The sequence below is a fragment of the Salmonella sp. 2018103 genome, assembly GCF_026247685.1.
Classification (GTDB): Bacteria; Pseudomonadota; Gammaproteobacteria; order Enterobacterales; family Enterobacteriaceae; genus Salmonella; species Salmonella enterica.
The window spans coordinates 1,654,730-1,679,722 of the sequence record NZ_CP111029.1 but is presented as its reverse complement, the minus strand read 5'-3'; the positions used below and the strand labels follow the sequence as shown (position 1 = coordinate 1,679,722).

Below are 24,993 nucleotides of genomic sequence, written 5' to 3'. Positions count from 1 at the left end.
TGCATAAAAATATGAATTCGTGAATACGATCACTTAAACGCCGCGCCGCAACCCGCTACTTCGCGTTTTAATGCATAAAAAACAGGCAAAACTTCCTGGTTCCTAAAAGAGCGTCTAAAGTTAAACCGGGACCTCGCGAGCAAGGGTGAAACGATGGCGCTTTACACAATTGGTGAAGTGGCTTTGCTTTGTGATATCAATCCTGTCACGTTGCGCGCGTGGCAGAGACGTTATGGACTTTTAAAACCACAGCGAACGGATGGCGGTCATCGTCTGTTTAACGATGCCGATATCGACAGAATCCGCGAAATCAAGCGCTGGATAGATAACGGCGTCCAGGTCAGCAAAGTCAAAGTGCTGCTCAGTAGCGACAGTAGCGAACAACCTAACGGCTGGCGCGAACAGCAGGAGATCCTGCTGCACTACCTGCAAAGCAGTAATCTGCACAGTTTACGGTTATGGGTCAAAGAACGCGGTCAGGATTATCCAGCCCAAACATTGACCACGAACCTGTTCGTCCCGCTGCGGCGACGGTTACAGTGCCAACAACCTGCCCTTCAGGCGCTGCTCGGCATTCTTGACGGTATCCTGATCAACTATATTGCGCTCTGCCTGGCGTCTGCGCGTAAGAAACAGGGAAAAGATGCGTTGGTGATCGGCTGGAATATCCATGATACCACCCGCCTGTGGCTGGAAGGTTGGGTCGCCAGCCAACAGGGATGGCGAATCGACGTGCTGGCGCACTCGCTTAGCCAGTTCCGCCCGGAACTGTTTGACGGCAAGACGTTACTGGTATGGTGCGGAGAAAACCAGACGCTGGCGCAGCAGCAGCAACTCCTGGCTTGGCGCGCCCAGGGACGCGACATTCATCCCCTTGGCGTTTAAACAGCAGCTAACAAATTCGCTTTAATGTATACTCCTTTTATTAACATAAGGAGTACATAATGCGCGTAGCGAAAATCGGGGTGATCGCCCTTTTCCTGCTGATGGCTATTGGCGGTATCGGCGGCGTGATGCTGGCAGGTTACAGTTTTATTTTGCGTGCCGGGTAAGCGCGCGTGTCAGCCTTTCAAACAGGCGATCGATAATGATCGCCGCCAGCGCCACCAGCAGCGCCCCCTGGATAACATAGGCCGTATTAAAGCCGCTAAGCCCGATAATGATCGGCGTGCCTAACGTACTGGCCCCCACCGTTGAAGCGATGGTCGCCGTACCAATATTAATAATCACCGAGGTTCGGATGCCCGCCAGAATCACCGGCGCGGCCAGCGGCAGCTCAACCTGATACAACTGTTGGCGACGGCTCATTCCCATACCGCTGGCAACGCTCATCACGCTGGCAGGCACCGCGCCCAGCCCGGCCAGGGTCGCCTGCAGGATGGGCAACACCCCATACAGGATCAAGGCGATAATGGCCGGTTGCTGACCAAAACCCATGACGGGTACCGCGATCGCCAGTACCGCGACCGGCGGAAAGGTCTGCCCGACGGCAGCGATAGTCTCCACCAGGGGACGAAACTCCTTCCCACTTTCTCGCGTGACCGCAATCCCTGCGCCGACGCCCACCACGACGGCAAACAAACTTGAGATGCCCACCAACCAGAAATGGGCGAGCGCGAGGGCGGCAAAACTCTCCTGTTGGTAGACCGGGCGCGGTAAATCGGGAAACAGCGCGGCGAAGAACGGCTGGCTATAAGGCAATCCAAACAGCAGAAGCAAGAACAGAACAATAAGCCAGAGAAGCGGATCACACAGTCGTTTCACGGGGGGACGTCTCCGAAAGCAGATCGCGGAAATGGAGCGTACCGCAGGGCTCGCCCTGCTGATTCGCCACCGGCAGGACGTCGCACCGGCGGGCGACAAACATCGATAGCGCATCGCGTAACGTCATCTCTTCCACCAGCGCGTCGCCGCTGAGCTGTTCATGCCGGCGTACATAATCGCCTACGCTACGTAACGAAAGCAGCCTTACGCCCAGCTCGCTGCGGCCAAAAAACGCCTGCACGAAATCATTTTCCGGCGAGGTCAGCATAGAAAGCGGCGATCCCTGTTGGATAACGTGGCCCCCGTCCATCAGCACCAGATGGTCGGCGAGGCGTAGCGCCTCGTCGATGTCGTGCGTCACCAGTACGATGGTGCGTCCCAGTAGCTGATGAATGCGGGTCATCTCCTGCTGCAATGCGCCGCGCGTTACCGGATCAAGCGCGCCGAAAGGCTCGTCCATCAGCAATACCTGCGGATCGGCAGCCAGCGCCCGCGCAACGCCGACCCGCTGCTGTTGCCCGCCGGAAAGCTGATGCGGATAGCGATCGCGCAGCGCGCTTTCCAGACCCAATAATGCCATCAGTTCGTCAATACGATCGTTAATCCGCGCACGCGACCACTTTTGTAGTTGCGGTACGGTGGCGATATTTTGCGCCACCGTCCAGTGGGGAAAAAGACCGATAGACTGAATGGCATAGCCCATGCGACGGCGCAGTTCAAGCACCGGCAGGCTGCGGATCTCTTCCCCGGCAAAACGGATCGTTCCGCTATCATGCTCTACCAGCCGGTTAATCATCTTCAGAGTGGTCGATTTTCCCGAGCCGGAGGTGCCAATTAACACCGAAAAGCTGCCTTCGCTAAAGTGCAAATTGAGGTCGCTAACAGCCTGTTGATCGCCGAAGGTTTTACTGACATGGTTAAATTCAATCATCGGTTGCTCCCTTCAAAAACGCGATCCATAAATCAAACAGCGCGTCGATCACTACCGCCAGCGCAATCACCGGAATGACGCCCAACAGGACTAAATCAATGGCGCTGCTCAATAGCCCCTGAAACACCAGCGCGCCGAAACCTCCCGCGCCAATCAGCGCGGCGACGACGGCCATTCCCACTGTCTGGACCATTACTACCCGCAGGCTACGTAAAAAGACCGGCAGCGCCAGCGGCAGTTGCACATGCCTGAAGCGCTGGCCGCTACTCATTCCCATTGCTCTTGCGCTCTCCAGCACATCGCGCGGCACCTGATTGAGCCCGGCGACCACGCCGCGCACCAGCGGCAATAACGCATAGAGCACCAGTGCTATCAGCGCAGGCGTCATGCCGGTTCCCGCGACGCCGAATGCGGCAAGCCACGGAAACTGTTTCACCAGCCCGGCCAACGGCGCAATCAGCAGGCCAAACAGCGCGACCGAAGGAATAGTCTGGATCACATTCAGCACGGTAAACACCGGCCCCTGGCGTGAGGCGGAAAAATAACACCAGACGCCCAACGGTAGTCCGATCGCCAGCGCCGGCAGCACCGTGCCCGCCAGTAACATCAAATGTTGCACCAGCGCGGCATCGAAAACATCCTGGCGATTGGTATACTCTTTCAGAAGCGAGAGGTTGTCGAACGTGCCTGAAAACAGCAGCGCCAGCGGGACAATGACAATTTGCGCGTGCAGCAACCAGCGCCACAGCGGCCCAGTGGTAATACGGCGGATCGCATCGCTACAGGCCAGCAGCATCAGACCGAGGCCCAGCCACAATCCACTTCCCAGACTGGTACGCGCCAGCGGACTGCCCTCCTGCGCCAACTGGGTCGCCGCCCTGCCGACTCCCCACAGCATGACAATAAAAAGCGTCTGCGCCATCATCAGCGTCAGTACACTACCGCGTTTACCGGGTACAAAGCACAACGTAAACAGCGCGCATCCCGCGCCAGTCAGCATCCAGATGGTCGCCGGCCAGATCTCCCATAACTGGCGCCCCTCGCCGCTCACCAGACGATTCGGGGCGTAATTAATGAAAGGTAGCGCGACAGCAAGCAGGGCCAGAACAACCAACAGCAACAGCACACGATTAACCGTAATTTTTTTGGCAGCGTCACTCACAGATTACTTCACCCACCCTTTTTGTCGGAGGTAATCTGCGGCGACTTTTTTCGCATCCAGCCCTTCTACGGCGATTCTGGCGTTCAACTGTTGCAGCGTTTTCTCATCAAGGCTGGCGAAAACGGGCTGCAGCCAGTCGGCTATCTGCGGATAGGCTTGTAACACCGATTCACGCACTACCGGCGCGGGGGCATAGATAGGCTGGACGCCTTTCGGGTCGCTCAGGGTTTGCAGACCCAGCGCGGCGACAGGGCCGTCGGTGCCATACGCCATCGCGGCGTTAACGCCGGATGTTTGTTGCGCGGCGGCTTTGATCGTGACCGCCGTATCGCCGCCCGCCAGCGACAAGAGCTGGTTCTGATTCAAGGTAAAATCATAGGCTTTTTCAAATGCCGGCAGCGCATCCGCCCGTTCGATAAATTCCGCAGACGCCGCCAGTTTAAAAGTGCCGCCCTCTTTCAGATAACGGCTGAGATCGGCAAGCGAGGAGAGTTTATTTTTTTCCGCGATGTCCTGGCGTACCGCGATGGTCCAGGTGTTATTGGCCGGCGCAGGCGTCAACCAGACCAGCTTATTCTGCTCCGCATCCAGTTTTTTGACTTTCTCAAAGCCTTGCTTTGCATTTTTCCATGCCGGATCGTTTTCATCTTTAAAAAAGAACGCCCCGTTACCAGTGTATTCCGGATAGATATCCAGCTCTCCGGCGGTAATCGCGCCACGAACGACTGGCGTCGTCCCGAGCTGAATTTTATTGACCGTTTTAATGCCGTGGCTTTCCAGTACCTGCAAAATCATGTTGCCGAGCAGTGCGCCTTCGGTATCAATCTTTGACCCGACCGTCACGGGCGATGCCGCCTGTAGAGGTAAACTCACCGTCGCCAGCAACGCCAGCGAACTTACCCATAGCTTTGAGATCGTCATGATGCTTTCCTCATCCTTTTACGGCCTTTTTCAGAGACTTGAGAAAAAAGCATAGTTGAAAAGTCTGCGTTTAACCTGGGATTTTCCGGCAGTTTAAGTGACGTGGCAGGCAATAAAAGGGGGGACAGGAAAAGTCATTGCCAGACAGGGCGCTGCTATCGCGCCCTGTTGACGGCAGGCTTACAGTAGCTCGAACGATCCTTGTTTAACGCGAGCGGAATCCACGCCGATAAAGACGTTGAACTTGCCGGGTTCCGCGTCATATTTCATCTGCTGATTCCAGAACTTCAACGCCTCGATATCAATCGGGAAACTCACGGTTTTACTTTCGCCGGGCTTGAGGGTGATTTTTTCAAAGCCTTTTAATTGCTTCACCGGGCGGCTCATTGACGCCGTGACATCCTGTAAGTACATCTGGATGACCGTAGCCCCTTCGCGTTTACCGGTGTTCGTGACCTCTACGCTGGCCGTGACTTTGCCGTCGCGTTGCATTGTCGGTGAGGAGAGCGTGACGTCAGACACCGTAAATGTGGTGTAGCTCAGACCGTAACCAAACGGATAGAGCGGTCCATTTGCTTCGTCAAAATAACGTGAGGTGTATTTGTTTGGCTTTTCAGGATTATACGGGCGTCCCGTATTGAGATGGCTGTAATAGACCGGAATTTGTCCCACCGAACGCGGGAAGGATATCGGCAGTTTGCCTGACGGGTTGTAATCGCCAAACAGCACATCGGCAATGGCGTTGCCGCCTTCCGTCCCGGCAAACCAGGTCTCCAGAATCGCATCGGCCTGTTGATCTTCTTTTACCAGCGCCAGCGGTCTGCCGTTCATTAATACCAGTACCAGCGGCTTACCGGTGGCTTTCAGAGCGGTGATTAAGTCGCGCTGACTCTGCGGAATGGTGATATTGGTACGGCTGGAGGCTTCATGCGCCATCCCCTGCGACTCGCCTACCACTGCGATCACCACATCGGCCTGTTTCGCCGCCTGTACCGCCTCATCAATCATCGCCTGCGGTGAGCGCGGATCGATTTTCACCGCCTCTTCATACAGGTTTAAGAAATCGACGATGCCTTTATCGTTAGTGATATTCGCCCCTTTGGCATAGAGGATCTTCGCCCCGTCGCCGACGGCATTTTGAATACCCGCCAGCACCGTCACCGACTGATTCGCGACCCCAGCAGCAGACCAGCTCCCCATGACATCACGTTGACTGTCGGCCAGCGGCCCAACAACGGCAATGGTGCCCGATTTTTTCAGCGGCAGCGTTTCCAGCCGGTTTTTCAGCAGTACCACACTTTCCCGCGCCACTTCCCGCGCCTCTTTACGATGCAGGCGGCTTTCGGCATTGGTGTCCGCCGGGTCGCTCTCTTTCGGCCCCAGATGGCTATAGGGGTCGTTAAACAATCCCATGTCATATTTTACGTTGAGCACATGGCGCGTCGCGTCGTCCAGTTCCGCCATCGTCACTTTGCCCGATTTAATCAGACCCGGCAGATATTTGCTGTAATACTCATCCGCCATGCTCATATCCACCCCTGCCTTTAGCGCCACGCGCACCGCATCTTCCGGGTCGGCCGCGGTGCCGTGTTTAATCAGTTCTTTAATAGCGCCGTGGTCGGAAACGGTAATTCCCTTAAAGCCCCACTCATCGCGCAGGACATCTTTCAATAGCCAGGAATCTGACGTCGCAGGCGTGCCGTTCAGCGAGTTCAGCGCCACCATCACAGCGCCGCTCCCCGCATCCAGCCCCGCTTTGTAAGGCGGCATATAGTCATTAAACAGACGCTGGGAACTCATATCCACGGTGTTGTATTCTTTACCGCCTTCAACGGCGCCATAGGCGGCAAAATGTTTCACGCTGGTCATCACCGAGTAGCGATCCGCCGGACTTTTGCCCTGCATCGCTTTCACCATGGTTTCGCCCATGATGGAGGTTAAATATGTATCTTCGCCAAAGCCTTCGGAGGCGCGCCCCCAACGCGGATCGCGGGAGACATCCACCATCGGTGCCCAGGTCATATTCAGACCGTCGTCCGCCGCTTCATACGCCGATACGCGTCCTACGGTTCTTACCGCATCCAGATTAAAAGAAGAAGCCAGACCGAGGCTTATCGGGAAGACGGTTCGCTGGCCGTGTACCACATCATAGGCAAAAAAGAGAGGAATTTTCAGGCGGCTCAACGCCATCACCTGATCCTGCATTTGACGGATATCCTGGCGGGTGACGGTATTGAAAATCGCCCCTACCTGCCCGTCTTTGATCATCTCGCGAATCGCTTCTTTCGGGTTATCAGGGCCGACGCTAATCAGACGTAACTGACCAATTTTTTCATCGACAGTCATTTTCTTGAGTAAATCCGTGACGAACGCGTCGCGCGCTTCGGGCGTCAGCGGGTGATTGCCAAACAGGTTTTCCGCCAATGCTGGCTGCATCGCCAGACTCACAGCAACACCTACTGAACATAACCATTTCATGTTGAGTCTCTCTTTATCTTTATCCCGACGAGGCGGTAAAAACAGAATAAAAACCGCAGTTTGCCATAAGCCTAAACGCGAGAGGAGAAGAAAGCGAAGGTTATTCTCCTAATTTTCCGCACAGTCGAATACGCAACCGCCAGCAAATGGTATCAAGGCGGCAAATGAATACTACCAACACAGAGACAATTTGAATGAGAAAGCGTATTGTCATACAAAGCGCTATGCTTAACGCTGATATTTTGCCCCACCACAAGGAGTGGAGAATGTCTTCCATAACAATGACTGATAATAAAACGTTCCTGAATGAGCTGGCCCGCCTGGTAGGCCATTCTCACCTGCTGACAGACCCCGCCAAAACCGCCCGCTATCGCAAGGGTTTCCGTTCCGGTCAGGGCGACGCGCTGGCCGTTGTTTTCCCGGGTTCATTACTGGAACTGTGGCGTGTGCTCAACGCCTGCGTTAACGCTGACAAAATTATTCTGATGCAGGCCGCCAACACCGGTCTGACGGAAGGCTCCACGCCGAACGGCAACGACTACGATCGCGATATTGTGATTATCAGCACCCAGCGGCTGGATAAGCTGCACTTACTGGATAACGGCCAACAGGTTCTGGCCTGGCCCGGTACGACGCTCTATGCGCTGGAAAAAGCGCTTAAACCGCTGGGCCGTGAACCGCACTCGGTGATTGGTTCGTCGTGTATCGGCGCGTCGGTCATCGGCGGCATCTGTAATAACTCCGGCGGCTCGCTGGTGCAACGCGGCCCGGCCTATACCGAGATGTCGCTCTTTGCCCGTATTGACGAGCAAGGCAAACTGCAACTGGTCAATCATCTGGGTATCGATCTTGGGCATACCCCGGAGCAGATCCTGAGCAAGCTGGATGATGAACGGATTAAAGATGAGGATGTGCGTCACGATGGTCGTCATGCGCACGATCACGACTACGTGACGCGGGTACGAGATATCAACGCCGATACGCCCGCCCGCTATAACGCCGACCCGGACCGTTTGTTTGAATCTTCCGGCTGCGCCGGAAAACTGGCGGTTTTTGCCGTTCGCCTTGATACCTTTGCAGCGGAAAAAAATCAGCAGGTTTTTTATATCGGCACCAATCAGCCCGCGGTACTGACTGAAATCCGTCGGCATATTCTGGCGAACTTCGACAATCTGCCAGTGGCGGGAGAATATATGCATCGCGATATCTACGATATTGCGGAGCAGTACGGTAAAGATACCTTTCTGATGATCGATAAACTCGGCACCGACAAGATGCCATTCTTTTTCACGCTAAAAGGCCGAACCGATGCGATGCTGGAAAAAGTAAAATTTTTCCGTCCGCATTTCACCGACCGCGCGATGCAGAAATTCGGCCACCTGTTTCCCAGCCATCTGCCGCCGCGAATGAAAAACTGGCGCGATAAATATGAGCATCATCTGCTGTTAAAAATGGCGGGAGACGGCGTCGCAGAAGCGCAACGCTGGCTGAATGAATTTTTTAAATCCGCTGAGGGCGGTTTCTTCACCTGTACGCCGGAAGAAGGCAGCAAAGCCTTCCTGCACCGCTTCGCCGCTGCTGGCGCGGCGATTCGTTATCAGGCCGTACACGCTGATGAAGTGGAAGATATCCTGGCGCTGGATATCGCTCTGCGCCGCAACGATACCGACTGGTTCGAGCATCTGCCGCCGGAAATCGACAGCCAACTGGTACATAAACTCTATTACGGTCACTTTATGTGCCACGTTTTTCATCAGGACTATATCGTGAAGAAAGGCGTCGACGTCCATGCGCTGAAAGCGCAAATGCTGGAGCTATTGCAGGCGCGCGGGGCGCAGTACCCGGCGGAGCACAACGTGGGACATCTGTATAAAGCGCCGGAAACGCTGACGCGTTTTTATCGGCAAAATGACCCGACCAACAGTATGAACCCCGGTATCGGCAAAACGAGTAAGCGGAAATTCTGGCAGGAAAATACGCCCGACGAAACGCATTAACACCGTGCGGTTTACCGTGAATGCCCGGCGGCGCGATGCCTGCCGGGCCTGCGGCGACTTAATCGTTCTGTGCGGTTTGCGCTCCGGCGCTGGCGCTGGCTGCCGCCATTTGCGCGGCTTTTTGCTTTTTATAGCTCAGCGCGGCAGCCGGAACGGGCATGACTTTACCGGTTTCAATCCATGTACGCAGGCGACTGGCGTCCGCAAAGTGAGTATATTTGCCGAACGCGTCCATGACCACCAGCGCGACCGGTTTGTTATTGATCACGGTACGCATCACCAGGCAATGCCCCGCCGCATTGGTAAAGCCGGTTTTCGTTAACTGGATATTCCAGTTATCACGGTAGACCAAATGGTTGGTATTGCGAAACGGCAGCGTATACGCCGGATGCGAGAATGTCGCCATGTCTTCGCGCGTGGTGCTTAGCTGGCCAATCAGCGGGTATTGCTTCGTGGCAATCAGCAGTTTTGTTAAATCCCGCGCGGTCGAGACGTTATGAATCGACAGCCCCGTCGGCTCAACGAAGCGGGTATGCATCATGCCCAGCGCTTTCGCCTTCGCATTCATCGCTTTAATAAACGCGTTATAACCGCCAGGATAATAGTGCGCCAGGCTTGCCGCCGCACGGTTTTCGGATGACATCAACGCCAGCAGCAACATATTTTTGCGACTAATTTCGCTGTTCAGGCGCACGCGGGAGTAAACCCCTTTCATTTCCGGCGTCTGGCTGATATCGACCTTCAGTATTTCATCCAGCGGCAATCGCGCGTCGAGCACGACCATCGCCGTCATTAATTTGGTTATTGAAGCAATCGGACGCACCAGATCCGGGTGGTTCGAATAGATCACTTTATTGGTGTTGAGATCAACAATCATTGCGCTACCGGAGGCAATCTCAGGTTGAGACGCCGCGGTTGTCGCTGCCGTTTTCGCCACAGCCTGCGGGGCAAAAGGTACGGCCAACATCAGAGCAAGGCTCAGGAATGAAGCTCGGAATTTCAGCATGATGAGATTTCTGATAATGATTCACGCGCGTCGTAACGCACACCGCCTGAGCTAAGATTATACTCAAGCTAGCAGTGGCATCATAGCGGCACGCCAGCGTTGCCGCTACAGAAGAATCGTCAGCAAATGCTGCATTGCTGGCTTTTGCGCCAGCCCTTTTTCGCATCAGAACAGGCGGTAGCCGTATCCCCACAGGATCACGGTGATCGCCAGTAGCACCTCCAGGACCAGCACGCCGATAGCGAGCGTCGAACTGGAGAAGCTTAATCCTTCCTCTCTATTAATGTTAAGGAAAGTCGGAATACCCAAATACAGCAAATAGCCGGTGTAAAAGAGCGCGACAGCGCCGACCAAAGCGCATAGCCATACCAGGGGATAGAGCGCCACCAGACCACTTAAAAACAGCGGCGTCGCGACATAGCCGGCAAAAACCATACAGCGCGCAAGCGATGGCCGTTGCGGATAGTTTCGCGCCATCCACCAGATGACGCGTCCCATCACCGCGACGCCCGCCAGCATCACGCCGTAGAACAAGACCGCCAGCGCAAAAGCGGTAAACAGCGAGAGTTGTAACACGTTGCCGTCGCCAAAATTCCAGCCGATTTGCGTCGTGCCGATAAAGGCGCAGACGACGGGAATCGCCGCCATCAGCAAAACATGGTGCGTATAGTGATGCGAAACGGTTTCGTTTTCGCTTTTGATCACCTGCATTTCCCGATCGGGATGGGAAAAAAGCCCCCATACATGGTTCATACTGCCCCCTTCTGCTGCCTCAGATGCCAGTATGTTCAAGTATAATTCAGTTTCTGGTTATTTTATGAACAACAGTGAAATAGTCTCCGGCAAAACGTCGGCTTTGCCACGCACGCCTCTTGCCAGGGTGTATGCTTAATGCCGGAGGTGGTTTACGCATGGATATCAACACGCTTATTACGCATTATGGCTATGCGGCGCTGGTTATCGGCAGTATGGCCGAAGGTGAAACCGTTACCCTGTTGGGGGGCGTCGCGGCGCATCAGGGATTGCTCAAGTTTCCGCTGGTGGCGGCGGCCGTCGCGCTGGGAGGGATGATGGGCGATCAGCTACTTTACCTGTTAGGACGATGCTATGGCGGGAAGATCCTGCGTCGTTTCCCACGTTATCATACGAAGATTCGTCGCGCGCAGAAAATGATCCAACGCCATCCGTATCTGTTTGTGATCGGCACGCGTTTTATGTACGGCTTCCGGGTGGTTGGCCCGCTGCTGATTGGCGCCAGCCGCCTGCCGCCTAAAATTTTTCTGCCGCTGAATATTGTAGGCGCGCTGATCTGGGCGCTGCTGTTTACCACGCTGGGATATCTTGGCGGCGAGGTGATCGCGCCATGGCTGCACGACCTCGATCAGCATCTCAGGCACGGGGTCTGGCTGATTCTGGCCATCGTCCTGGTGGTGGGCGTGCGCTGGTGGCTGAAAAGACGCGGCAAAGCGGAGGCCCGTTAAACCCGATGGTATCCGGATGGCATAACGCCGCCATCCGGCCCCGGCGTTTATTTTGCGTTGAACTGCGGATTCGCCAGCATAAACCCGCCGTCGACAATCAGCGACTGACCGGTGGTATAGCTTGCGCCTTCCGAACACAGCCAGGCGACGAGGCTGGCTATTTCATGCGTAGAACCCGGTCGGGCGATAGGGATCGAGGGTTCCGATCCCGGCTCAATATCGCTGTCATCCATATCATTCATCGCCGTGGCGATAGCGCCTGGCGCGACGGCGTTGACCAAAATATGATGCTCAATCAGTTCCAGCGCCATGGATTTAGTCAATCCCCCCAGCGCATGTTTCGCCGCGGTATAGGCGCTGGCTTGCGGAAGCGGCGTATGCTCATGGACGGAGGTGATGTTGATAATACGCCCTCCCTCTCCTTGTTTAATCATATGCCGGGCGGCGATCTGCGCGCAGAGAAATGCGCCATCGACATCCACGGTAAAAATTTGCCGCCACTGCGTAAACGGCATATCAATAAACGCGGATTTGGTCATCGCCCCGGCATTATTGACCAGCACGTCAACGCGCCCCAGGCGCTGGATAAGATGTTCAATGGCCTGCGCGCCCTCGGGTAACTGGCTCAGGTCAAGATGAATGGTCTCTGCCCGCACACCAAACTGCACCGCTTTTTTCGCCGTCTCCTGCGCGCCGCGTTCATCGGAATGCCAGGTGATACCAATATCAAAACCGTTTTGTGCTAATAACAACGCACACGCTTTGCCAATTCCCGAATCTGATGCCGTTACAATTGCGACTTTGGTCATATTCCTCTCCGGATGATTCATACACAGCCTAAGTATAGGAACCCTGTCTGAATCATTCGGAAAAATCAGGAATGATAACCGCCGCCCAGCGCGCTGGTAAGCTGAATAGAAGCATCCAGCCACTGGCCCTGCAACAGCAAGCCGTTACACTGCTCGCGCAGTGCCGGGATTTTGGCCTCGCTCACGCGGGAACCCGCAATAATGCCGGCATTAAAGCGCGCTTGCGCCAGACCGACCACACGCTGCGCATCATGCTCAATCTGCTGCTGATGCTGGTTTTTCTGCGCCAGCGTCTCTACCTGACTGGCGGCGCGCGCCACATCATTAACCGCATCTACCACCGCTTTGTTGTAGTTGGCGATAGAAAGGTTGCTTTGCGCTTTGGCGATATCGAGGTTGGCATTCAGCCTGCCGCTGTCGAAAATCGGCAGCGTCAGCCCGCCGGTAATGCCATATTGCTGTGCGGAATGGCGGAACAGATCGCTCAGATGTAACGCATCCTGCTGTAAAAAAGCCATCAGATTGATATCGGGATAAAACGCGGCCTTCGCGGCGTCAATGCTGCTCAACGAGGATTCAATGTACCAGTGCGCGGCCTGTAGATCCGCCCGGCGCGCCAGCAACGAATACCCCAGTTGCGACGGTAACTGGCTTTCAACGGCGGGGAGACTCACCTGACGCAGCTTGAGCGCCGCCGATTGCGTATTGGTTAACGCGCTGAGCCGCGCTTCAATCACCTTCATTTTACCGTTAACGTCATTCAGCTGCTGCTGGGTTTTGCTGGCGTCGATATCGGTCTCGACCCCTTCAACAGAAGAAGTAATGCCGTGTTGATACAGCTCCCGGTTTACCGTCACCACGTTTTGCTGCTCATGCTCGATTTGCATCAGCACATTTTTCAGCGCTGCCTGTGTTTGCCACTCCCAGTAGAGTCGCGCCACGCCGCTTGCCAGCAATTGTCGGGTCTGCTCCTGCTCCGCTTCGCGCGCTTTGACCGCCCCGATCCGCGCAGTAACTTCAGCGCGGTTTTTCCCCCATAAATCCAGATCCCAGCCCGCCGTCAGGCCGAATGTACCGTTGGTATACCACGGCCCGGTCGTTCCCGCCGCGGGGTCGGTAATCGCGAATGGCCCCATCAGTCCTTCTGCGGACATTCGCTGGCGCTCAATGTCGGCAGAAAAGTCGAGCTGCGGGCCGTCCTGCGCCTCAACCGCTTTCGCCTGCGCTTCCGCCAGTTGAATACGCTGTTCAGCCACCTGCATATCCGGCGAATGCTGTATGGCATTATCAATCAGCGCGTCAAGCTGCGTATCGTGATACGCCTTCCACCACTGGCTATCCGGCCAACCGTTTTTCAATGCCGCCGGCAGGCTGGAATCAACATGAGAAGAGGGCGTCTGCTGGGTCAGCGACTGGCGGGTATCGTGCATTGGGGCGCAGCCCGCCAGCAAAATAAAAAGCGGTAAGCTCGCTGTCGCGGCAAGGAAAGAATTACGATTCATGGAGGTGTTCTGATAAAAAAAGGTGCGCAGAGAGTACGTCTTACGACGATCTATTTTTTAGTTACGCGTGGCAATACATCATCAGACAACAAAAGACATATTTTGAAATTTATATGATTAGCAAATAATTTCATCTGATACATTTTTTGATGTAATGATTCAATGTAAAGTCCCATTAACCCGTTAATAAATGAACGATTTTGCTGCAATACGCGCCAGCAGCCTTCATGAGTTAAACGTCGCCGTGCCCAACAAAGCAGCAGATGGCTTAATACTTTCCTATACTTTGTTTGTATTTACCAATAAAGGGACAAACAATGAAAATTCTTCTATGGGCAATCTTAATTATTTTTCTGATTGGGCTGTTGGTGGTAACGGGCGTGTTTAAGATGATTTTCTGATTCCTGCGCCGGGCAGCGATAGTATCTGTCCGGCACACGTTCTGGACGCTGTAGAGATTAGATTTTAATAGCCTGAATCGCCCGCGCAATCTCGGACGAACGGTTTAACGCCCGAATCGACTGAAAGAGTTCCGTCGCCTCAATATATTCCTTACGTAAATATCCCAACCACTGTTTAATACGCGCGACATGGTATAAACCGGTATCGCCCTGCTTTTCCAGTCGGGTATATTTTTGTAATAACGTTACCACTTCCGGCCACGGCATACGCGGTTCGTTATACTTCACCACCCGGCTCAGGTTAGGAATATTTAACGCCCCACGGCCAATCATCACCGCATCGCAGCCGCTGGCCGCCATACATGCCTGCGCGCTCTGCCAGTCCCAGATTTCGCCATTCGCGATAACCGGAATAGTCAGACGCTGGCGTATTTCGCCGATCGCCTGCCAGTCGATATGCTCGGCGCGGTAGCCCTGCGCTTTGGTACGGCCATGCACCACCAGTTCACTGGCGCCGGCATGCTGCACCGCATCGGCGATTTCAAATTTTCTATCGCCGCTATCCCAGCCGAGACGCACTTTTACCGTCACCGGCAGATGCGACGGTACCGCGGCCCGCATCGCTTTCGCGCCCTGATAGATGAGTTCGGGATCTTTGAGCAATGTCGCGCCGCCGCCGCTGCCGTTCACCACTTTTGACGGACAGCCGCAGTTCAGGTCCACGCCATACGATCCCAACGCCGTCGCCCGCGCGGCGTTTTCCGCCAGCCACTGCGGGTGCTGGCCCAGAAGCTGAATACGCACCGGCGTGCCGGACGGCGTGCGGCTGGCGTGATGCAACTCCGGGCAGATGCGATGAAACACTTTTACCGGCAGCAGCTGATCCACCACGCGCACAAATTCGGTGATGCAGAGATCGTAATCATTCACTTCGGTCAGCAGCTCGCGCACTAACGCGTCGAGCACGCCTTCCATCGGCGCCAGTAAAACACGCATATCGGTATCCACAGCAAAAAAAGAGGCGCTATCATAACGCCTCTCTGCGATGAGCAAAACTTTTTGCCGGGTGGCGGCGCAAACGCCACGCTACGTCACGTAAAGCGCTCAACGCGGCTCAAGACAGTTATCTTCTTTCCAGCCGTACAGCCATTCGATACCGCGATAAAACGCCTCCTGCGATTTTCCTTTCCACAACAGATTACGTACCTGACGCTCCACCCCGGCGGCGTGATAGAGACGCCCCATCTCGCGGGTAGACCAGACGATACGCGCCGTGCGGGGAATACGCACCGACTCATACAGCGCAAATGCCTGCTGCGCGTCGCCGTCGCAGCGTTCCAGCGCTTTGCCCAGCGTGACGGCGTCTTCCAGCGCCATACAGGCCCCCTGGGCCATATATTGCGCCACCGGATGCGCGGCGTCGCCCACCAGAGTGATACGCTCGGTTCCCCATTTCGCGACCGGCTCGCGATCGGCGGTCGACCAGCGGCGCCAGGAGGTCGGCTTATCCAGCATCTGGCGCGGGCGGGGATGAATACCGGCAAAATAAGAGAGCACCTCTTCTTTACTGCCGTCTTTCACGCCCCACTCTTCTTGCTGGCGGCTGTGGAATGTCACCACCAGATTGTACTGTTGGCCTCCGCGCAGCGGATAATGGACCAGGTGACAATGCGGGCCTGCCCACAGCACCGGTGCGTTAATACGTAAATCGTCCGGCATATCGTCGCAATCAATCACCGCCCGATAAACTACATGCCCCGTTACGCGCGGCGCATCGCCGAGTAAACTTTGCCGCACGACCGATTTAACGCCGTCGCAGCCCACGAGAATATCCGCCGTCCAGCTATTTCCCTGCTCATCAAACACCGTAACGTCATCCGGCGTCTGGCGGATATCGACAATATGGGTCGAGGTACGATACTCCACGCCAGGGTGCGTCAGCACCGCTTCCCATACCGTTGCATGAATATCTACCCGGTGAATTACCGCATACGGCCCGCCAAAATGGTCGCGGAACGCCTGTCCGGTTTCAATGCATACCACTTCTTCGGCATTCACGGCATCCATCATGGTAATGTGATCGGTAAACACCGCACGCTGGCGGGCAACATCGCCCACACCGAGACTATCCAGCGCCGAAAAAGCGTTCGGCCCAAGCTGAATACCCGCGCCAATCTCGCCAATTTCGTGCGCTTTTTCCAACAGCATGACTTTTATTCCCTGGCGCGCCAGCGACAGCGCGGTCGCCGCGCCGCCGATTCCGCCACCTACAATAATTGCGCTTGTCACGTGAGTCATGGTCATTCTCCTTTTCAGGCCGGGATTTTATCTTGTTGATTTTCCGGCGCGGCGGCAATAAACGCCGGTAGCTGTACGCAGGCGTCATAAACGGCTTTACAGCGCGGATAGCCTGATAAATCGCAGCCCATCCTGAGCGCATTCGCCCACTGCGGAATCAGGCAGCAGTCCGCAAGGCCTGGCGCGTCGCCCACGCAGAATCGTCCGGACTGACTTTTACGCAATAGCTGCTCTACCGCGCTTAACCCTTGCTGTATCCAGTGGGCGTACCAGCGTTTTTTATCCTCTTCGCTAACCTTCAGCTCATCGGTCAGGTAGCGCAACACGCGCATGTTATTGATTGGGTGTATATCGCAGGCGATAGCGTAGACAATTTCCAGCGCCTGGCTGCGCGCCGGGTCGCTCGTCGGCAGCAGCGGCGTTTGCGGAAAATGTCGGTCCAGCCAGTCGACGATGGCCAGTGATTGCCCCAACGATTCGCCGTCATCAGTGACCAGCGTCGGCACCAGGCCTACCGGATTCATCCGTCGGTAGGCCAGCGCATTCTGCTGGCCGATACGAATATTGACGCCCACCGTCTGGTAATCAATCCCCTTTAACGCCAGCGCAATACGTACACGATAAGACGCCGAACTATTAAAGAAACTGTACAGCTTCATCGTTCACCTCAGACAATTTTCACAGCAATCGGCGTCAGACCTTCTACGTTCCCGGTGATGACATCCCCTTTCACCACTGCGCCCACCCCCTCTGGCGTACCGGTGAAAATCAAATCGCCTGGCTGCAATTCAAAGAAGCCGGACAAATAGCTGATGGTTTCATTCACCGACCAAATCAGATGACGAATATCGCTGCGCTGATGGTCTTCGCCGTTAACCTGTAGCCAAATAGGGGCGTTATCCACATTATGCGTTTCAGCGGCTTTGTGTAATGGCGCAATGGGCGCGGAGAGATCGAACGCTTTGCCAATTTCCCACGGGCGTCCCATCTGACGCATTTCCATCTGACGATCGCGACGCGTCATGTCCAGACCGGTGGCGTATCCCCAGACATATTCATGGGCTTTTTCCAGCGGGATATCGCTCCCCTTTTTACCAATCGCCACCACCAGCTCAATTTCATAATGGTAGTTATCGGTCTGCGCCGGATACGGCAGTTCCAGGGTATCCCCCGCCGCTACCGGGACGACAGCGTCCGCTGGTTTACAAAAGAAGAACGGCGGTTCGCGATCGGGATCAAAGCCCATTTCACGGGCATGGGCGGCATAGTTGCGACCCACGCAGTAAACGCGACGTACCGGAAACTGCTCATCACTACCCGCCACTGGTACTGTCACCGGGGCCTGCGGCTGGAATACATATTTGGTCATGTTCTCTCTCCCTAATTAATAACGTGCTTCGCGGAACAGCCCCAGGGCTTCCTGAACCGGCTTGTCCGAAAAGCTGAATAACACCGTGTCTTCACTGCTGCGAAACGACACCTCATGCCAGGTCGGCGCCACAAAAATGTCTTTTGCGGAAAAATGAAAAGTTTCGTTGCCGATAGTGACCTGCCCTGCCCCTTCAACGACGTGGTAGATAGTGCTGTCGGTGCTCCGCGCCACACGCGAGGCAAAGCCTTTTGGCAGCAGTTGCAGGAACGCGCCCATTGACGGCATCGGATAACCGCCGGTGACGGGATTAACGTAACGCAGCTTGTAACCTTCCCACTCATCCGGATCGCCCATACGGGTCAGATCGTGCAGCGCCTCGCGACTGCGGTCGTAACGGTAGTTGAAAATCGGCGACGAATTCCCGCGCTGGTGGCGCAGCGGCAGCATATTCGCTGCATAGCGCGGCAGATAATCGCCCTCTTTTCGCGTTACCGGCTGCTGATCTTCGGGATAGTCTTCCGCAAACCCACAGCCCAGGAGGTTGACTAACGGCAGATCCAGACCATCCAGCCATACCACCGGCTCTGACCCCGGATTACCATGATCGTGCCAGCGCCACTGCGGCGTCAGGATAAAATCGCCGGTATGCATTGGCGTGCGCTCGCCGTCCACCGCGGTAAATGCGCCTTTACCTTCGACGATAAAACGCAGCGCCGACTGGTTATGGCGATGACTCGGCGCGACTTCGCCGGGCAGGATCAGCTGTAAACCAGCATATAAGGTCGCCGTGATCGACGACTGACCGCGCAATGCCGGATTTTCCAGCACCAGCACCCGGCGGATCGCCTCTTTCGCGCCAATGACATTGCCGCTTTCCATCAGTAGCGGACGAATTTCCTGATAATTCCAGTAGGCCGGCGCGCAGTTGGCGTTTGGCGTCTGCGGTACCAGGTGATGTAACGATTCCCACAGCGGCGTCAGATTCTGCCCGGAAATATGCTGGTAATACTGCTGACGGCTATCTTTTACGTTCTGATTTATTTCAGACATGGAGATTCTCCTTATTCGTTTACGACGCTGGCACGCGGCAGGTCGTCAGGTACAGAAATCGAAAGGCGGACAACCACCGTCAGCAGGGTAAGCATTACCGCGCTGATAGCCGCCGGAATAGCAATGACAAAAAACAACGTATCGAAAGAGAAATTGAGGGCCATCATCATGCCGCCGGAGAGCGAACCGACAATCGCCCCGCAGCGTCCAATGGCGTTCGACCAGCTCACGCCCGTCGCCCGGCTTTGGGTGGGGTACAGCGTCGCCGTCAGAGCATTCAGCCCTACCTGGGAACCGCTAATACCGATGCCGGTACCAAAAATCGCCAGCGCCATCAGCCAAAGGCCGTTTTCGCTCAGGCCTATCATGACAATGCAAACCGCGCCCAGCGCATAGCTCACCGCCAGTACCCGGAACGGGTTAAGCCGGTCCATCAACACGCCGAGTAACAGCGCGCCAAGCGTGCCGCCAACCTGGAATGCGGCAGTCACCCACGACGCCTGTTGCAGATCAATACCGCGATGGTTAAGTAACGTCGGCATCCAGCTGGAAAGCAGATAGATAATGAGCAGGCTCATAAAGAACACCACCCATAACATCAGGGTAATGACAAGCTGTCGCCCGGCAAAAAGCTGGCGAATACTGCCTTTGGCGACGGCTGCCGTCTCATGCAGAAAGAAGTGCGTATCGTGATAGCGCTCGCCGGTAATGGCGCTGACCGTCCGGGCGACAACGGCTTGCGGTAGTTGGCGACGTACCTGCCAGCGGGGAGATTCCGGCAGCGCGAACAACAGGCCGAAAAACAGCATCAAAGGCAAGATGCCGCCTAGCGCCAGAATTCCGTGCCAGCCAATCAGCGGCACCAGTTGCGCGCTCACAATCCCACCCATCGCCGACCCCAGGGTAAAACCGCAGAACATCAGCGTGACCAGCGCTCCGCGTCGACGAGCGGGAAGGTATTCCGACGTCATGGTGATGGTATTCGGCATCGCTCCACCCAGTCCCAGACCGGTTAAGAAGCGCAGCAACACCAGGGTTTCTATATCCGGCGAGAAAGCGGAAAGCAGGCTCAATGCGCCGAATAGCGCCACGCAAAGCTCAATGACCCGCTTGCGGCCAAAGCGATCCGCCAGCGGCCCGCATAGCAGCGCGCCGGCCGTAAGCCCCAGCAGCCCTGCGCCAAACAGCGGCGCAAGTTCGCTGGCGCTTAGCTGCCAGTGGGTACGAATATCCGGGGCGATGAAGCCAATCGCGGCGGTGTCGAAACCATCGAGCATAACCACCAGAAAACAGCAGATGATAACGCGCCACTGCATTTTGCCGACGGGCGCGGCATCAATAAGGGCTTGTAGATCACGTCGTTGAGTCATAGCTAATGCCTCAGTGCAGGGAGATAGATGTTGTTTTTATGTTTGCTATGTTACGAGTTTGTAGAGTGAGCGATAAAATGTACAATGGCTTTTCAGGCAGAGACATAACCTGGAGGTTATAGCGAATGGCGAACTGGGCGCAGAAATTGAAATTACATCACCTGCAAACGCTGGTTGCGCTGGGCGAACAGGGCAACCTGACGCACGTCGCCCGGATGATGAATATCTCCCAGCCGGCGCTATCGAAGTGGTTATCTCAACTCGAAGATGAGATAGGCATCACGCTTTTTGAGCGCCACAGTAAAGGGCTACGGCCCTCGGAAGGCGGTAAATTACTGCTCCAGCACGCCCAGCGCCTAATTAACGATCTGGAGCGTTCACAGTATGAAATCGCCCGTTTCAAGCAGGGCGGCCTGGTTGGCAGCCTGAAGATCGGCTGTTCGCCCGTGGCGACTGACTGCGTATCACAGGCGATTCTGAGCCTGCTTAACGAAATGCCGACGCTGCATCTGAATATTGAAGAGAAGGTAATGACGCCGCTGCTGCACGATTTGCTTGCCGGTCAGGTGGATGTGGTGGTAGGGCGTGTCGGCGGCCGCGCCCTGCAACTGCCGCTTAATTATCAGGTACTTTATACCGAACCGGTCTGCTTTGTGGCGCGTCCGCACCATCCGCTGGCCGCGCGAGCGCAGATCGCCTGGAGCGATCTGGCGCACTGGCGGTGGATAGTCTGGCCAACCGGCACCCCTATTCGCATCAGTATTGATAACGCCCTCGTCGATAACGGCGTCATGCTCCCGGAAAACACTATTGAATCGGCGTCAATGAACGTCAGCACCAATTTGCTGCAAAGCAGCGATATGATCTCTATTCTTTCTTTACGGCTGGCGCAACGCTATGCCAGCCAGGGGCAACTGGCGATTTTAAACTTGCCAAAAATTGAGCAAAAAGGCAGCGTAGGGATGTTCTGGCGTAAGAATGAGACGCCGTCTTTGGCCCTGAGTCGCTTTTTGTATTTTTTAGCCCAGGTTTAACGCCGCCGACCAGGGGCATTGCCCGATGTTCCTGCTGTCTATACCCACTATGCTAAGAATTCATGATGTGATCGGTAGCACGTTTTAACGTTTAATTGTATGATGAATCCATCTCATCAAGGGCTTTAAACATGAGTAAGTCACTGAATATTATCTGGCAATATATACGCGCTTTTGTATTGATTTATGCCTGTTTGTACGCAGGCATTTTTCTTGCATCACTGCTTCCTATCACTATTCCCGGCAGCATTATCGGGATGTTAATTCTGTTTGTGTTGCTGGCGCTGCAAATTCTGCCGGCAAAGTGGGTTAACCCCGGCTGTTATGTGCTGATTCGTTATATGGCGTTGCTGTTTGTGCCGATTGGCGTTGGGGTCATGCAATATTTTGACTTACTGCGCGCGCAATTCGGCCCGGTGGTGGTCTCTTGCGCTATCAGTACGCTGGTCGTTTTTGTGGTCGTAAGCTGGAGTTCACATCTGATACACGGTGAGCGTAAAGTGGTTGGGCAGAAGGGAACGAAAAAATGATGACATATATCTGGTGGTCGTTACCGCTGACGCTGGCGGTATTTTTCGCCGCCCGCAGACTGGCGGCGCATTTTAAAATGCCGTTGCTGAATCCGCTGCTGGTGGCAATGGTAGTCATTATTCCTTTTCTGTTGCTGACCGGTATTCCCTACGAGCACTACTTCAAAGGCAGCGAAGTACTTAACGATCTGCTGCAACCGGCGGTGGTGGCGCTGGCCTATCCCCTTTATGAACAGTTGCACCAGATTCGCGCGCGTTGGAAATCCATTATTAGCATCTGTTTTGTCGGCAGTCTGGTAGCGATGATTACCGGGACATCCGTTGCCTTGCTGATGGGCGCAACGCCTGAAATCGCGGCATCGGTACTGCCTAAATCCGTGACTACGCCTATCGCGATGGCGGTGGGCGGCAGCATCGGCGGCATCCCTGCGATCAGCGCGGTATGCGTAATTTTTGTCGGTATTCTGGGCGCGGTGTTTGGCCACACGCTGTTAAACGCGATGCACATCCGTACTAAGGCCGCACGCGGGCTGGCAATGGGGACCGCCTCACATGCGCTCGGTACTGCGCGCTGCGCCGAGCTGGATTACCAGGAAGGCGCGTTTAGCTCCCTGGCGCTGGTGATCTGCGGCATTATTACCTCGCTGGTAGCGCCCTTTTTGTTTCCGCTCATTCTGGCGGTAATGCGCTAACGACGGGACAAAAGACCGGGTTAAAATTTGCGATACGTCGCGCATTTTTCATTTAAGTTTCACAAGTTGCATAAGCAATGAGATTTAGATCACATATTAAGACATAGCAGGCCCGTAAACTACGGTTCCATTACATTGTTATGAGGCAACGCCATGCATCCACGTTTTCAAACTGCTTTTGCCCAGCTTGCGGATAATTTGCAATCAGCGCTGGCCCCTATCCTGGCGGACCACCATTTTCCCGCCATGCTAACCGCAGAGCAGGTCTCGACGCTTAAAAATACGGCGGGACTGGACGAAGACGCGCTGGCTTTCGCACTGTTACCTCTGGCGGCGGCCTGCGCCCGTACCGATTTGTCCCATTTTAACGTCGGCGCGATTGCGCGCGGCGTCAGCGGCAACTGGTATTTCGGCGCGAATATGGAGTTCCTGGGCGCCACCATGCAACAAACTGTGCATGCTGAACAAAGCGCGATTAGCCATGCCTGGCTACGCGGCGAAAAAGGGCTCGCCGCCGTCACCGTTAACTACACGCCTTGCGGCCACTGTCGCCAGTTTATGAACGAGCTGAACAGCGGTCTGGATCTGCGCATTCATCTGCCGGGCCGCGCGCCGCATACGTTACGCGATTATCTGCCTGACGCTTTCGGGCCAAAAGATCTGGAGATCAAAACGCTGCTGATGGACGAGCAGGATCATGGCTTTACGTTAACGGGCGATACGCTAACGCAAGCGGCGATTACGGCAGCCAATAAGAGCCATATGCCTTATAGCCACTCACCGAGCGGCGTGGCGCTGGAATGTAAAGATGGCCGTATTTTCACCGGCAGCTATGCGGAAAACGCCGCCTTTAACCCTACGCTTCCCCCACTGCAAGGCGCGCTAAACCTGCTGAGTCTCAATGGCTATGACTATGCGGATATTCAGCGCGCGATTCTGGCGGAAAAAGGCGATGCGGCATTAATTCAATGGGATGCCACCGCCGCAACGCTGAAAGCGTTAGGTTGCCATAATATTGACCGCGTGCTTCTCGGCTAAGCAAATGTGCCGGATAGCGACGCCCTGGCGTCTTATCCGGCCTGACTCTCCTCTCCCGCGACCCGATACAAGGGAAATCATGCTGAAAATCTCCGCAATCAGACGGCGGTTTCTTGCGCTACGTCTTCGGGTACAGTAGCCTGATCGTACTTTCATCCTGGTATCGAGTTTCCTGCATGTTAAAGCGCGTGTTTTACAGCCTGTTGGTCCTGGTAGGCTTGCTGCTGTTGACGGTGCTTGGCCTCGATCGGTGGATGAGCTGGAAAACAGCGCCCTATATCTATGACGAGCTACAGGATCTCCCCTACCGCCAGGTTGGCGTCGTGTTAGGGACAGCCAAATACTATCGCAAGGGTGTCATTAATCAGTACTATCGTTATCGTATCCAGGGCGCGTTAAACGCTTACAATAGCGGTAAAGTCAATTACCTGCTGCTCAGCGGCGACAATGCCCTGCAAAGCTATAACGAACCGATGACCATGCGCAAAGACCTTATCGCGGCGGGCGTCGATCCTGCGGACATTGTGCTTGATTACGCTGGCTTCCGTACGCTTGACTCCATTGTGCGTACCCGCAAAGTGTTTGATACCAACGACTTTATTATCATCACTCAGCGCTTCCACTGCGAACGCGCCTTGTTTATTGCGTTGCATATGGGCATTCAGGCGCAGTGTTACGCGGTACCTTCGCCCAAAAATATGCTGACAGTGCGCCTGCGCGAATTTGGCGCCCGCTTTAGCGCGCTGGCGGATCTCTATATTTTTAAACGCGAACCGCGTTTTTTAGGCCCGCTGGTACCTATTCCCACGCAGCATCAGGTGCCGAATGACGCCCAGGGGTATCCGGCCGTTACGCCGGAACAATTGCTTGAACTGGAAAAGAAAAAAGGGAAATGATCATGGATGTACAGACGATATTTGTCATATTAGCCTTTCTGCTACTCCCGCTTTTTTGCTTCCGTGAGGCCTGGAAAGGCTGGCGAACCGGCGCGGTAGATAAAGTTGTCAAAAATGCGCGAAAACCGGTTTATGTTTATCGCCATGCCGATCCCGTACAATATTGGTCTTATCTTTTTCTTTATACCGGTTGCGGTTTTTTATTTACTGGAATGATTATTTATCTTCTTTTTTATCGTTAATCTATTTATTACTCCTTTA

Annotated in this window: 26 protein-coding genes; 11 read left to right on the top strand and 15 right to left on the bottom strand. The window is 55.0% G+C overall.

Features of this window, described 5'->3' with window-relative positions; translation table 11 throughout:
• The first annotated feature begins 153 nt into the window (after positions 1-153).
• Complete coding sequence (gene mlrA / locus OLG56_RS07975; RefSeq protein ID WP_001240418.1) at positions 154-885, top strand: HTH-type transcriptional regulator MlrA; 732 nt, start codon at positions 154-156, stop codon at positions 883-885.
• 59 nt (positions 886-944) lie between these two features.
• On the top strand, positions 945-1,052 hold the full coding sequence (locus OLG56_RS07970; RefSeq protein WP_001261696.1) for a protein YohO: 108 nt from the start codon (positions 945-947) through the stop codon (positions 1,050-1,052).
• Here OLG56_RS07970 and OLG56_RS07965 read toward each other — a convergent pair.
• The 5 genes from OLG56_RS07965 to bglX form a co-directional block, all read right to left on the bottom strand.
• Complete coding sequence (locus tag OLG56_RS07965) at positions 1,033-1,764, bottom strand: ABC transporter permease (RefSeq protein WP_000824854.1); 732 nt, start codon at positions 1,762-1,764, stop codon at positions 1,033-1,035. The two genes, OLG56_RS07970 and OLG56_RS07965, sit on opposite strands and share 20 nt — an antisense overlap.
• A complete protein-coding gene (locus tag OLG56_RS07960) occupies positions 1,748-2,695 on the bottom strand; it encodes an ABC transporter ATP-binding protein (protein ID WP_000569166.1) in 948 nt (315 codons plus the stop codon). Before OLG56_RS07960 ends, OLG56_RS07965 begins: the two co-directional genes overlap by 17 nt.
• Entirely contained in the window at positions 2,688-3,857 is a 1,170-nt protein-coding gene (locus tag OLG56_RS07955) for an ABC transporter permease (protein ID WP_001278099.1), read from the bottom strand. The genes OLG56_RS07960 and OLG56_RS07955 overlap by 8 nt, the downstream gene beginning before the upstream one ends.
• 3 nt (positions 3,858-3,860) lie before the next feature.
• Positions 3,861-4,778: a glycine betaine ABC transporter substrate-binding protein OsmF gene (gene osmF / locus OLG56_RS07950; protein ID WP_061377523.1), complete on the bottom strand. Its 918-nt coding sequence runs from the start codon at positions 4,776-4,778 to the stop codon at positions 3,861-3,863.
• A gap of 180 nt (positions 4,779-4,958) precedes the next feature.
• Positions 4,959-7,256, bottom strand: a complete 2,298-nt coding sequence (gene bglX, locus OLG56_RS07945; protein WP_061377522.1) for a beta-glucosidase BglX — start codon at positions 7,254-7,256, stop codon at positions 4,959-4,961.
• 266 nt (positions 7,257-7,522) lie between these two features.
• Here bglX and dld point away from each other — a divergent pair, with 266 nt between their 5' ends.
• Positions 7,523-9,253, top strand: a complete 1,731-nt coding sequence (gene dld / locus OLG56_RS07940; RefSeq protein ID WP_000095234.1) for a D-lactate dehydrogenase — start codon at positions 7,523-7,525, stop codon at positions 9,251-9,253.
• Between the two features lie 58 nt (positions 9,254-9,311).
• On the opposite strand, the gene pbpG is transcribed toward dld, so the two are convergent.
• Together pbpG and OLG56_RS07930 are read right to left on the bottom strand one after the other, a co-directional pair.
• Positions 9,312-10,259 carry a D-alanyl-D-alanine endopeptidase gene (pbpG, locus tag OLG56_RS07935; RefSeq protein ID WP_000911551.1) on the bottom strand — a complete coding sequence of 316 codons (948 nt, stop codon included), beginning with the start codon at positions 10,257-10,259 and terminating at the stop codon, positions 9,312-9,314.
• Between the two features lie 165 nt (positions 10,260-10,424).
• Positions 10,425-11,012: a Yip1 family protein gene (locus tag OLG56_RS07930; protein ID WP_001017057.1), complete on the bottom strand. Its 588-nt coding sequence runs from the start codon at positions 11,010-11,012 to the stop codon at positions 10,425-10,427.
• A 158-nt stretch (positions 11,013-11,170) separates the two neighbouring features.
• On the opposite strand from OLG56_RS07930, the gene OLG56_RS07925 reads away from it, so the two are divergent.
• Positions 11,171-11,740, top strand: a complete 570-nt coding sequence (locus tag OLG56_RS07925; RefSeq protein WP_001523476.1) for a DedA family protein — start codon at positions 11,171-11,173, stop codon at positions 11,738-11,740.
• 47 nt (positions 11,741-11,787) lie between these two features.
• On the opposite strand, the gene OLG56_RS07920 is transcribed toward OLG56_RS07925, so the two are convergent.
• Both OLG56_RS07920 and mdtQ read right to left on the bottom strand, forming a co-directional pair.
• Complete coding sequence (locus OLG56_RS07920; RefSeq protein WP_058111926.1) at positions 11,788-12,549, bottom strand: SDR family oxidoreductase; 762 nt, start codon at positions 12,547-12,549, stop codon at positions 11,788-11,790.
• Positions 12,550-12,614: 65 nt separating this feature from the next.
• Positions 12,615-14,051 carry a multidrug resistance outer membrane protein MdtQ gene (gene mdtQ / locus OLG56_RS07915; RefSeq protein WP_001081464.1) on the bottom strand — a complete coding sequence of 479 codons (1,437 nt, stop codon included), beginning with the start codon at positions 14,049-14,051 and terminating at the stop codon, positions 12,615-12,617.
• A gap of 317 nt (positions 14,052-14,368) precedes the next feature.
• Between mdtQ and yohP the strand changes: the two genes are divergently transcribed.
• The gene (gene yohP, locus OLG56_RS22185; RefSeq protein ID WP_000698460.1) at positions 14,369-14,452 is read left to right on the top strand and encodes a small membrane protein YohP; all 84 of its coding nucleotides are present in this window, start codon (positions 14,369-14,371) and stop codon (positions 14,450-14,452) included.
• 57 nt (positions 14,453-14,509) lie between these two features.
• Here yohP and dusC read toward each other — a convergent pair whose 3' ends face one another.
• The 6 genes from dusC to mhbT form a co-directional block, all read right to left on the bottom strand.
• Positions 14,510-15,448, bottom strand: coding sequence for a tRNA dihydrouridine(16) synthase DusC (gene dusC / locus OLG56_RS07905; protein WP_023212310.1), 939 nt, complete (start codon positions 15,446-15,448; stop codon positions 14,510-14,512).
• Positions 15,449-15,556: 108 nt separating this feature from the next.
• Positions 15,557-16,750, bottom strand: a complete 1,194-nt coding sequence (locus OLG56_RS07900; RefSeq protein WP_000150103.1) for a 3-hydroxybenzoate 6-monooxygenase — start codon at positions 16,748-16,750, stop codon at positions 15,557-15,559.
• Positions 16,751-16,764: 14 nt separating this feature from the next.
• Positions 16,765-17,409: a maleylacetoacetate isomerase gene (maiA, locus tag OLG56_RS07895; RefSeq protein ID WP_000781183.1), complete on the bottom strand. Its 645-nt coding sequence runs from the start codon at positions 17,407-17,409 to the stop codon at positions 16,765-16,767.
• 8 nt (positions 17,410-17,417) lie between these two features.
• A complete protein-coding gene (locus OLG56_RS07890) occupies positions 17,418-18,119 on the bottom strand; it encodes a fumarylacetoacetate hydrolase family protein (RefSeq protein WP_000170621.1) in 702 nt (233 codons plus the stop codon).
• 15 nt (positions 18,120-18,134) lie between these two features.
• Positions 18,135-19,172: a gentisate 1,2-dioxygenase gene (gene gtdA, locus OLG56_RS07885; protein WP_001289857.1), complete on the bottom strand. Its 1,038-nt coding sequence runs from the start codon at positions 19,170-19,172 to the stop codon at positions 18,135-18,137.
• Between the two features lie 11 nt (positions 19,173-19,183).
• Positions 19,184-20,542 carry a 3-hydroxybenzoate transporter MhbT gene (mhbT, locus tag OLG56_RS07880; RefSeq protein WP_000194217.1) on the bottom strand — a complete coding sequence of 453 codons (1,359 nt, stop codon included), beginning with the start codon at positions 20,540-20,542 and terminating at the stop codon, positions 19,184-19,186.
• Between the two features lie 125 nt (positions 20,543-20,667).
• Between mhbT and OLG56_RS07875 the strand changes: the two genes are divergently transcribed.
• The 6 genes from OLG56_RS07875 to OLG56_RS07850 all read left to right on the top strand — a co-directional run bounded on the left by OLG56_RS07875 (position 20,668) and on the right by OLG56_RS07850 (position 24,974).
• Positions 20,668-21,576 carry a LysR substrate-binding domain-containing protein gene (locus OLG56_RS07875; protein WP_000024658.1) on the top strand — a complete coding sequence of 303 codons (909 nt, stop codon included), beginning with the start codon at positions 20,668-20,670 and terminating at the stop codon, positions 21,574-21,576.
• 131 nt (positions 21,577-21,707) lie between these two features.
• Positions 21,708-22,106: a CidA/LrgA family protein gene (locus OLG56_RS07870; RefSeq protein WP_000045719.1), complete on the top strand. Its 399-nt coding sequence runs from the start codon at positions 21,708-21,710 to the stop codon at positions 22,104-22,106.
• Positions 22,103-22,798: a CidB/LrgB family autolysis modulator gene (locus OLG56_RS07865; RefSeq protein WP_000989296.1), complete on the top strand. Its 696-nt coding sequence runs from the start codon at positions 22,103-22,105 to the stop codon at positions 22,796-22,798. The genes OLG56_RS07870 and OLG56_RS07865 overlap by 4 nt, the downstream gene beginning before the upstream one ends.
• A 153-nt stretch (positions 22,799-22,951) precedes the next feature.
• Positions 22,952-23,836: a cytidine deaminase gene (gene cdd, locus OLG56_RS07860; RefSeq protein ID WP_000553526.1), complete on the top strand. Its 885-nt coding sequence runs from the start codon at positions 22,952-22,954 to the stop codon at positions 23,834-23,836.
• Between the two features lie 176 nt (positions 23,837-24,012).
• On the top strand, positions 24,013-24,732 hold the full coding sequence (sanA, locus tag OLG56_RS07855; RefSeq protein WP_000920081.1) for an outer membrane permeability protein SanA: 720 nt from the start codon (positions 24,013-24,015) through the stop codon (positions 24,730-24,732).
• Complete coding sequence (locus OLG56_RS07850) at positions 24,729-24,974, top strand: DUF2542 family protein (protein WP_000605187.1); 246 nt, start codon at positions 24,729-24,731, stop codon at positions 24,972-24,974. The genes sanA and OLG56_RS07850 overlap by 4 nt, the downstream gene beginning before the upstream one ends.
• Positions 24,975-24,993 lie beyond the last annotated feature (19 nt).

Excerpts from the sequence above, each read along its gene's own strand:
- mhbT (WP_000194217.1), bottom strand. The coding sequence starts at position 20,542 with ATGACTCAACGACGTGATCTACAAGCCCTTATTGATGCCGCGCCCGTC.
- OLG56_RS07970 (WP_001261696.1), top strand. The coding sequence starts at position 945 with ATGCGCGTAGCGAAAATCGGGGTGATCGCCCTTTTCCTGCTGATGGCT.
- yohP (WP_000698460.1), top strand. The coding sequence starts at position 14,369 with ATGAAAATTCTTCTATGGGCAATCTTAATTATTTTTCTGATTGGGCTG.
- OLG56_RS07920 (WP_058111926.1), bottom strand. The coding sequence starts at position 12,549 with ATGACCAAAGTCGCAATTGTAACGGCATCAGATTCGGGAATTGGCAAA.
- pbpG (WP_000911551.1), bottom strand. The coding sequence starts at position 10,259 with ATGCTGAAATTCCGAGCTTCATTCCTGAGCCTTGCTCTGATGTTGGCC.
- OLG56_RS07890 (WP_000170621.1), bottom strand. The coding sequence starts at position 18,119 with ATGACCAAATATGTATTCCAGCCGCAGGCCCCGGTGACAGTACCAGTG.
- cdd (WP_000553526.1), top strand. The coding sequence starts at position 22,952 with ATGCATCCACGTTTTCAAACTGCTTTTGCCCAGCTTGCGGATAATTTG.
- OLG56_RS07960 (WP_000569166.1), bottom strand. The coding sequence starts at position 2,695 with ATGATTGAATTTAACCATGTCAGTAAAACCTTCGGCGATCAACAGGCT.
- bglX (WP_061377522.1), bottom strand. The coding sequence starts at position 7,256 with ATGAAATGGTTATGTTCAGTAGGTGTTGCTGTGAGTCTGGCGATGCAG.
- dld (WP_000095234.1), top strand. The coding sequence starts at position 7,523 with ATGTCTTCCATAACAATGACTGATAATAAAACGTTCCTGAATGAGCTG.
- mlrA (WP_001240418.1), top strand. The coding sequence starts at position 154 with ATGGCGCTTTACACAATTGGTGAAGTGGCTTTGCTTTGTGATATCAAT.
- gtdA (WP_001289857.1), bottom strand. The coding sequence starts at position 19,172 with ATGTCTGAAATAAATCAGAACGTAAAAGATAGCCGTCAGCAGTATTAC.
- OLG56_RS07875 (WP_000024658.1), top strand. The coding sequence starts at position 20,668 with ATGGCGAACTGGGCGCAGAAATTGAAATTACATCACCTGCAAACGCTG.
- OLG56_RS07870 (WP_000045719.1), top strand. The coding sequence starts at position 21,708 with ATGAGTAAGTCACTGAATATTATCTGGCAATATATACGCGCTTTTGTA.
- osmF (WP_061377523.1), bottom strand. The coding sequence starts at position 4,778 with ATGACGATCTCAAAGCTATGGGTAAGTTCGCTGGCGTTGCTGGCGACG.
- dusC (WP_023212310.1), bottom strand. The coding sequence starts at position 15,448 with ATGCGTGTTTTACTGGCGCCGATGGAAGGCGTGCTCGACGCGTTAGTG.
- OLG56_RS07865 (WP_000989296.1), top strand. The coding sequence starts at position 22,103 with ATGATGACATATATCTGGTGGTCGTTACCGCTGACGCTGGCGGTATTT.
- maiA (WP_000781183.1), bottom strand. The coding sequence starts at position 17,409 with ATGAAGCTGTACAGTTTCTTTAATAGTTCGGCGTCTTATCGTGTACGT.
- OLG56_RS07900 (WP_000150103.1), bottom strand. The coding sequence starts at position 16,750 with ATGACTCACGTGACAAGCGCAATTATTGTAGGTGGCGGAATCGGCGGC.
- mdtQ (WP_001081464.1), bottom strand. The coding sequence starts at position 14,051 with ATGAATCGTAATTCTTTCCTTGCCGCGACAGCGAGCTTACCGCTTTTT.
- OLG56_RS07850 (WP_000605187.1), top strand. The coding sequence starts at position 24,729 with ATGATCATGGATGTACAGACGATATTTGTCATATTAGCCTTTCTGCTA.
- OLG56_RS07925 (WP_001523476.1), top strand. The coding sequence starts at position 11,171 with ATGGATATCAACACGCTTATTACGCATTATGGCTATGCGGCGCTGGTT.
- OLG56_RS07930 (WP_001017057.1), bottom strand. The coding sequence starts at position 11,012 with ATGAACCATGTATGGGGGCTTTTTTCCCATCCCGATCGGGAAATGCAG.
- sanA (WP_000920081.1), top strand. The coding sequence starts at position 24,013 with ATGTTAAAGCGCGTGTTTTACAGCCTGTTGGTCCTGGTAGGCTTGCTG.